6 protein-coding genes are annotated in these 7,604 nt (G+C 66.2%); 1 reads left to right on the top strand and 5 read right to left on the bottom strand.

Annotated elements, in window-relative coordinates:
• Positions 1-504: 504 nt before the first annotated feature.
• A complete protein-coding gene (locus tag VF167_03570) occupies positions 505-1,128 on the top strand; it encodes a TetR/AcrR family transcriptional regulator (GenBank protein ID HEX6924476.1) in 624 nt (207 codons plus the stop codon).
• Positions 1,129-1,300: 172 nt separating this feature from the next.
• On the opposite strand, the gene rpmA is transcribed toward VF167_03570, so the two are convergent.
• From rpmA to VF167_03545, 5 genes are all read right to left on the bottom strand, one after another.
• Positions 1,301-1,555: a 50S ribosomal protein L27 gene (gene rpmA / locus VF167_03565; protein HEX6924475.1), complete on the bottom strand. Its 255-nt coding sequence runs from the start codon at positions 1,553-1,555 to the stop codon at positions 1,301-1,303.
• Between the two features lie 11 nt (positions 1,556-1,566).
• Positions 1,567-1,881, bottom strand: a complete 315-nt coding sequence (gene rplU / locus VF167_03560) for a 50S ribosomal protein L21 (GenBank protein HEX6924474.1) — start codon at positions 1,879-1,881, stop codon at positions 1,567-1,569.
• Between the two features lie 422 nt (positions 1,882-2,303).
• Positions 2,304-3,836, bottom strand: a complete 1,533-nt coding sequence (locus tag VF167_03555; GenBank protein ID HEX6924473.1) for an Rne/Rng family ribonuclease — start codon at positions 3,834-3,836, stop codon at positions 2,304-2,306.
• A 67-nt stretch (positions 3,837-3,903) separates the two neighbouring features.
• Entirely contained in the window at positions 3,904-5,124 is a 1,221-nt protein-coding gene (locus VF167_03550; protein HEX6924472.1) for an acyl-CoA dehydrogenase, read from the bottom strand.
• 84 nt (positions 5,125-5,208) lie between these two features.
• Positions 5,209-7,296 (bottom strand): ATP-dependent DNA helicase RecQ, encoded by a 2,088-nt coding sequence (locus VF167_03545; GenBank protein HEX6924471.1) that lies wholly within the window; start codon positions 7,294-7,296, stop codon positions 5,209-5,211.
• Between the last annotated feature and the right edge of the window lie 308 nt (positions 7,297-7,604).

The following is a 7,604-nucleotide window of genomic DNA, read 5'->3' as shown; positions in this document are numbered from 1 at the left end:
CGGCCTCGGTCTCCAGCGCCGCGACCTCCGGCGCCGCCGCGGGGTCCTCCCCGTACGCCAACCAGCTTCCAGCGGTGGGGAGATTGCTCGGCGCCATCACGGCGGTCCACAACTCACCGCCCGCTTCGAGCTGGAAAGAGTCGGTACCCGTAGGAAGGTCCCTGCAGGCAGCCGTCACGCTCAGAGCGAGACAGAGTGAAACGGCGCATGCCGAGCGGTGGGGGCGAAGCACGATCATGCGAGCGGGGATACGGACACGACAATGATGGAGGCAATGAAAGAATATCGACGCATACGCACGCGCGTCAAGCGGCACTTCCGCGTCTTGACAGCGATTCCGTCCGATCCGTACCTTGCCCGATCAGACCCGGCCGCCCACATCACCGGACTTGTCAGCCCGCTCGGGAGCGGCCTTCACCCCCGGATAGCTACGCATCACAGCGGTACCTTTTCCGCTAGCGCTCGCAGCGCTGCGTTTTTTTTCGCCCGGAACGGCCCCCGATCATGTCCCAAGGCCGCACCGCATACGACGCGAAGCTGGAGAGCATCCTTCGGGCCGCAGCCGTCGTCTTCGCCGAGAAGGGTTATCACCAGGCGAGCATTCGTGACATCTCCCGGTTCACTCGCGTCAGCCTCGCCGGACTCTACTACTATTTCCAGAGCAAGGAAGAACTGCTCTTCCTGATCCAGCACCACGCGATGAGCCGTCTCATCGCGGGCCTGGAGCCCCGGCTCCGCTACGCGCGCGACCCGCGCGAGAAGCTGCGTATCCTCATCGACAACCACCTCCGCTTCTTCGTGGACAACATGGCGGAGATGAAGGTTCTCTCGCACGAAGCGAAGTCGCTCACCGGCGAGTTCCGTTCCCACGTCGAATCGCAGAAACGGCAGCTCACCAACATCGCCCGCCAGATCCTGCGGGAGGTGGAGCCGAACAGCACCCTCGACGAGAGAGTCTCGGCGTTCGCCCTGTTCGGGATGATGAACTGGCTGTACGTCTGGTATCGCCCCGGCCGCGACGCCGACGTAGACCGGCTGGTGCACGACATGACCGAGATCTTCATGGGCGGCTTCGTGCGCAGCCGGGGACGGAACCCCGAGCTGCAGCTGGCTTTCGGCACGGCCTGAGCGGATGCGCCGCGAGGCGGGGGCAGGGGGGCTCCGCTGGGTGTTGATGCTGCTGGGGGTGTGCGTCGCGGCGCTCGGCCTCGGCTTCCTGGTGGGGTTCTGGTTGGGCAGCTAGCAACCAAGGGCCCCGGCAGATCACTGCCGGGGCCTTTTCACGTCCTGCGGAAGCGGCTCACGCCGGAATTACGGCCACCTGCTTGCGCTTGCGGTCCTTGCGCTGGAACTGAACCACGCCGTCGACCAGCGCGAAGAGCGTGTCGTCACGCCCACGGCCCACGTTCGCCCCCGGATGGATGCGGGTGCCGCGCTGACGCACGATGATGTTGCCGGCCAGCACCCGCTCGCCGCCGAACTTCTTCACGCCGAGCCGCTGCGCCTGCGAATCGCGGCCGTTACGGGTCGAGCCGCCGCCCTTCTTATGTGCCATGATTCAGCTCCTCACCCCAGATTGATCTCGCCGATGCGGACCTCGGTATACTTCTGCCGATGCCCCTGCTTGCGACGATAGTTCTTGCGGCGCTTGTGCTTGAAGATGATGATCTTCTCGCCCTTGCCATGCTTCACCACCTCGGCGGTCACCGCCGCGCCACCCACCAGCGGCGCCCCCACCTTCACCTCGCTATCGGTGGCCCCCAGCAGCACCTCGTCGAAGGTGACAGTCTCTCCCGCTTCCGCGTTCAGCGCGGGCACCCGAAGAGTCTGCCCGGGCTCGGCCCGGAACTGCTTGCCGCCGGTGCGAATGATGGCGTACATGGTGAAGCCGGCTCCTGTCGCTTGATTGCTGTTCCAGAAAAAACGCAAGACGGAATTATGGAGAAAGAAGGAGGGGAAGTCAACGGGGAGGGGCTTCTGGCTCCTGGCTTCTGACTTCCCTTCCTCGTGCTGCCCGCTCATCAACTGCTCACTCCCAACTTCTAGCTTCTCGCTTCTCCCACCTAGCGCCCCCGCCTACCCCGCCCCTGTACCCTCTCGCCGCTGCGGGCCGCTGCCAGGTTCGGGCAGCAAATTACGAATTACGAATTATTGGGTAGCCGAGCCGGCCATTCATCTCGAGTGCGAGCGAGGGGTCGCACGCGGGTACCGCCACGGTGTCCGATCCTTCACTCCGCCCCTGCAGCGCTCCGCTCCGGATAACAAAAGCGTAATTCGTAATTCGTAATTCGTAATCCGCATTCTTACCCTAGCGCGTACCTCTGCGTCACGTCTTGATGTCCGGGACCCGCGAGGAGGCGGAACTGGTCCGGCTGCATGAGCGGGTCGTCACGCAGGTTGATCTGCAGGCGGGCATCCTTCTCCATGCGCTTGAGGAAGGTGGGTTCCTCCTCCAGCAGGTAGAGGGCGACCTCGGGGTGCACCCGCACGAGGAGCTGGCGCTCCCGCGAGTCGACGCTCAGGCGCCGAATGGCCCGCTCGATCCGCCGGACCACGGTCTCGGGGGTGAAGATCCGGCCGGTCCCGCCGCAGGTGGGGCACGCCTCGGTCTGGGTGTGGTAGAGCGACGGGCGCACGCGCTGCCGCGTCATCTCGATCAGCCCCAGCTCGGAGACCTGGAACGCCTTGGTGCGCGCCCGGTCCCGGGCGAGGTGTGTGCGCAGCTCCTGAAGGACCTTCTCCCGGTTCTGCTTCGACTCCATGTCGATGAAGTCGCAGACGATGATCCCGCCGATGTCGCGCAGGCGTAGCTGCCGGGCGATCTCGCGCGCGGCGTCCAGGTTGGTCCTCAGGATGGTCTTTTCGGGGTCCTTCTTCCCTGTATAGCGACCAGTGTTGACGTCGATCGAGACCAGCGCTTCGGTCGGCTCGATGATGATGTAGCCTCCCGAGGGGAGCATCACCCGGCGCTGAAAGGCCTCCTGGATCTCCGTCTCGATCTCGTAGGCGTCGAAGAGGGGGAGCGGATCCTGGTAGAGGTGCACCCGCTCGATCAGCGACGGGTCCACGCTGTCCAGGTACTGACGGACCTCGTCGTAGACCGCCTGGCTGTCGATGATGAGGGAATCGACCTTGACGGAGAAGAGGTCACGGATGATCCCCTTGGTGAGCTTGGCTTCACGATGGATCGCCGCCGGTGCGCGAGCCCGCGCCGCGCGACGCTTGATCTGCTTCCAGGTGGCGAGCAGCGATTTCAGCTCGCGCTCGAACGTCTCCTGGGTCAGCTCCTCCCCCACCGTGCGCACGATGACGCCGCCCGCGTCCTCGGGAAGGATCTCCCGGGCGAGGGCACGAAGACGCGCCCGCTCCTCGCGATCCTCGATCTTGCGCGAGACGCCGACGTGGTCGGACGTCGGCATGTAGACGAGAAAGCGCCCGGGGAGGGAGATGTGCGCGGTCACCCTGGGGCCCTTGGTACTGATCGGCTCCTTGGTGACCTGGACCAGAAGCTCCTGTCCCTTCTGCACCAGGTCCTGGATCGGCGGGTAGCGACGCGTTCGCCGCCGGGTGCCGCCCTCGCTCTCCCCCGCTTCCTCCTCCGGGGCCGACTCCTCCTCTTCGTCGTCCTCGTTGGCGATGTCCGAGACGTGTAGAAAGGCAGCCTTCTCGGTTCCGATGTCGATGAAGGCTGCCTGGATCCCGGGCAGCACCGCCTCGACGCGGCCGAGGTAGATATCCCCCACGATGCGCGTCGAGTCCGGACGCTCGACCATCAGTTCTACGAGCAACTCATCCTCGAGGATCGCGACTCGCGTCTCCTCGCCGGTGGTGCTCATCAGAATTTCACGTTTCACCCGCCAGTTCCCTTCCCGTTCCTCGCCACACGTTCCTTGCCGCTTGGGTTCAGGCCGGGCCGCCGTTCAACTCCCGCAGGAGCGATCGCGCGATCACCAACCGTTGAATCTCACTGGTTCCTTCTCCGATCTCGCAGATCTTCGCGTCCCGCATCATCCGCTCGACAGGGTACTCCTTCATGTAGCCGTACCCGCCGTGGATCTGCACCGCCTGCGAGGTGACGCGCATGGCCAGCTCGGAGGCGTACAACTTCGCCATCGAGGCCTCGCGGGAGAAGGGCCGACCGTTCTGCTTGAGCCAGGCCGCGTGGTATACCAGGTGTCTGGCCGCCTCGATCCCCGTGGCCATGTCGGCGAGCTTGAACTGGATCGCCTGGAACTCACTGATCTTCTTCCCGAACTGCCGGCGCTCGTTGGCGTACCGCATCGCCTGCTCGAACGCGCCTTCGGCCAGCCCGAGCGAGAGCGCGGCAATGCCGATGCGCCCCGCGTCGAGCGTCTGCATGAAGATGGGAAACCCCTGCCCCTCCGCTCCCAGCCGATTCTCCTCGGGGACGAAGGCGTCCTCAAGGACCAGCTCCCGGGTATCGGAGGCGCGCCAGCCCATCTTGTCTTCCTTCTTCCCCGCCCGGACCCCCTCCGTGAAATCGAGCTCCTCCGCGTGTCCCACGCCGACTTCCCGGGCACGTTCCAGGTCAGTAGTCGGCTTGGTCACGATGAAGGCGCTGATACCCTTCGTCCCTGCGTCCGGATCGGTCAATGCGCTGACCACGTAGACCTCGCCCACCCCCCCGTGGGTGATGAAGATCTTCGTGCCGTTCAGCACGTAGCCTCCGTCCACGCGCCGCGCGGTCGTGCGGGTTCCCCCCGCGTCCGAGCCTGCCTGCGGCTCGGTAAGGCCGAAGCCCGCGAGCACCCTCCCCACGGCGAGGAGCGGGACGTAGCGCTGCTTCTGCTTCTCGGTACCGAAGGCGACGATCGGCGACGTCCCCAGCGTGGTGTGTGCGGAGATGGTGATGGCGTGCGAAGCGTCCACCTTCGCGATCTCATGGATCGCGATGATGTAGCTGATCTGGTCCATCCCCGCCCCCCCGAGCTCCTCCGGCCAGGGAATGCCCAGGAGCCCCAGCTCGGCCATCTTGGCCACGTTCTCCCACGGAAACTCCGCCGTACGGTCGAGCTCCGCCGCCACCGGGGCGATCTCGCTCGCCGCGAACTCGCGCACGGTCTCGCGAATGAGCCGGTGGCTCTCGTCGAAATAGGGTAGCATCTGGCGCTGGGTTAGCGGCCCCCGGCGGCGTGTTTCGCAGGAAAAAACTACCGCCGGCGGACGGGCGGGGGAAGTCACCGCCGCTTACGCCTCCTGGAGAATTTCCAGGAAGGCGCGTCCGTACTTCGCCGCCTTCGCAGGACCCACGCCGGGAATCTCGAGCAGGGCGTCTTCGGTGGCGGGTCGGCGGCGCGCGAGCTCCGCGAGCGTGCGGTCGTTGAACACGCAGTAGGCGGGAACCCCATCTCCGCGGGCGAGCTGACTGCGAACCGCGCGCAGGCGTTCGAACAGCTGCTCCTCGGCGGGGGTGGGGGTGTAGGGTGTGACGTCGCGGATGCGGCGTGCGCGGGATCGCCGCGTCCCCTGCGGGCGCGCCGCAACAGTGCGGTCCTCTCGCGTCTCCCGGGGACGATCAGCCTGGCGTGCCTCACCCATGCAGACGTCGCAGGCACCGCATTCGTCCATGGCATCGGGATCGCCGAAGTAGCGTAGAACGTATCCTCGACGACAGCGGTCGGTGTACGCGTAACCCTGCATCTTCTGCAGTTTGTCGAGATCCCGCCTCTTCCTGGCCTCGAGCCTGCGCCAGTCGATGGGAAGACGATCCACGCGGGTGGAGCGGTCCAACAGCTGAATCCCCTCTCCGTCCAGGAAGCGCGTCCATTCCAGCACTCCCTCGTCCTGCAGGGCATCCATCAGCTCCGCCGCCCGCTCACGGCCACCCGCCGCCGCTCCGAGGTCCCGCCAGCGCATCGCAGCGCCCCGGTAGAGTCCGTTGCCACCTCCCAGCCGCCAGAGACGTCGCAGGAAGAGCAACTCCTCCTGCCGGTCGGGACGGTCGATCTCTCGGCGGATCCGTTCGGCTGTCGCGATCAACCGCACGTGTGCTCCGGTCGACCCTCCCGCCGACAACGAGCGAATGATGCCCGCCTCCTCGAGTAGGCGGAGCGCGGAGGCGACCTGCCGATCCTTAGGGCCTCCCGGCAGCGTGCGCACGAGTTCGGCGGTCCCCAGGCGGATGGCTCCCTCGGCGTCGGCTCGCGAGCGCAGCTCGCGGACGAGGCTCTCGACCAGGCTGCGAGGAGGGTAGGTCTGCTCGATGAAGAACTCGTGGGTGAAGCGGTCGGGATAGGCGTGCAGCAGCACGCAGTCCGACTGTCCTCCATCCCGCCCGGCGCGGCCGCCCTCCTGGTAGTACGCTTCGAGAGTGCCCGGCATGTTGTAGTGCACCACGAGGCGCACGTCGGGCTTGTCGATCCCCATCCCGAACGCATTCGTGGCCACGACGACGCGAGCCTCTCCCGCCATGAAGGCGTCCTGGATGCGCTTCCGCTCCGTGTCGCGCAGACCAGCATGGTAGCCCACCGCGGCTATCCCGATCCCGCCCAGCAGGGAGGTGAGCGCGTCGACGCTCTTTCGCGTCGAGGCGTAGACGATCGCGGAGCCGCTGCTGTTCTCAAGCGAGAAGCCGAGGCCGCCCTGGCGCCCCTGGAGGAGGCGGAGCAGGAGGCGGTCCTTCTCCGAGTCGTTTTTCGCTCGGAGGACGCGCCAGAGGAGGTTCCGCCGATCGAACCCGGTGATGAAGACTTGGGGGTCACGCAGGCGGAGCTGCCTTTCGATGTCTTCCCGCACCTCCCTCGTGGCGGTGGCGGTCAGGGCCGCGATCGGCGGGTCTCCGAGCATCTCGCGCACCCTGCCGACCCGCAGGTAGGACGGTCGGAAATCGTGTCCCCACTGCGAGACACAGTGGGCCTCGTCGACCGCGAGCAGGGACACGTCGAGGCGGCGAACCCGCTCCGCGAAGGCGGGGCTGTCGAAGCGCTCCGGGGCGACGTAGACGAGCTTGACGGCCCCGCGCTCGACCGCTTCCAGCCGCGCCGCCATCTCCGAACTGGAGAGGCTCGAGTTGATGAAGGTGGCCGGCAGCCCCGCCTGCGCCAGCGTGTCCACCTGGTCCTTCATCAGGGAGATGAGGGGGGAAACGACGATGGTGACGCCGTCGAAGAGCAGCGCCGGGACCTGGTAGCAGATGCTCTTCCCGCCCCCGGTGGGCATGATGAGGAGGGTGTCCCGGCGGGAGAGAATCGCCTCGATGGCCTTCTTCTGTCCGGCACGGAAGTCGGGGTAACCCCAGTATCGGTGCAGGAGTTCGCGTGCTTTTTCGGTGGGCAAGATTCCTGTTTCTACGTGCGCTTGGCGGCAGAATCGAAGAGCATGCGGTAGCCCCAGTCTGCATCGAAGGTCTCCGAAAGCCCGTCGACGGTCAACCGCACGCCCCTCCGTCGTGACCCGGGCCGCATCATCACACGCTCTCGACCTCCTCAACGACAAGATCGCAGGTCGGCTTCGCGTCTGTGAGCAGCAGCCACCAGTGGGCGCCCTGCGCCCAACGCCGCGTACCGTCTGTACACGACGAGCCGCTGCCATCGCTACGGGCGAGCCAGCCTCTGGCCGAGACTATGGTCACGAGGCCTTTTCGC

Source organism: Longimicrobiaceae bacterium, from assembly GCA_036375715.1.
Lineage (GTDB): Bacteria > Gemmatimonadota > Gemmatimonadetes > Longimicrobiales > Longimicrobiaceae > DASVBS01.
The sequence above is the reverse complement of the archived record's forward strand: the minus strand, read 5'-3'. Positions and strand labels throughout refer to the sequence as shown.

What these genes read in the sequence shown, in the direction of transcription:
- VF167_03570 (HEX6924476.1), top strand. Translation starts at nt 505, where the DNA reads ATGTCCCAAGGCCGCACCGCATACGACGCGAAGCTGGAGAGCATCCTT.
- rpmA (HEX6924475.1), bottom strand. Translation starts at nt 1,555, where the DNA reads ATGGCACATAAGAAGGGCGGCGGCTCGACCCGTAACGGCCGCGATTCG.
- rplU (HEX6924474.1), bottom strand. Translation starts at nt 1,881, where the DNA reads ATGTACGCCATCATTCGCACCGGCGGCAAGCAGTTCCGGGCCGAGCCC.
- VF167_03555 (HEX6924473.1), bottom strand. Translation starts at nt 3,836, where the DNA reads ATGAGCACCACCGGCGAGGAGACGCGAGTCGCGATCCTCGAGGATGAG.
- VF167_03550 (HEX6924472.1), bottom strand. Translation starts at nt 5,124, where the DNA reads ATGCTACCCTATTTCGACGAGAGCCACCGGCTCATTCGCGAGACCGTG.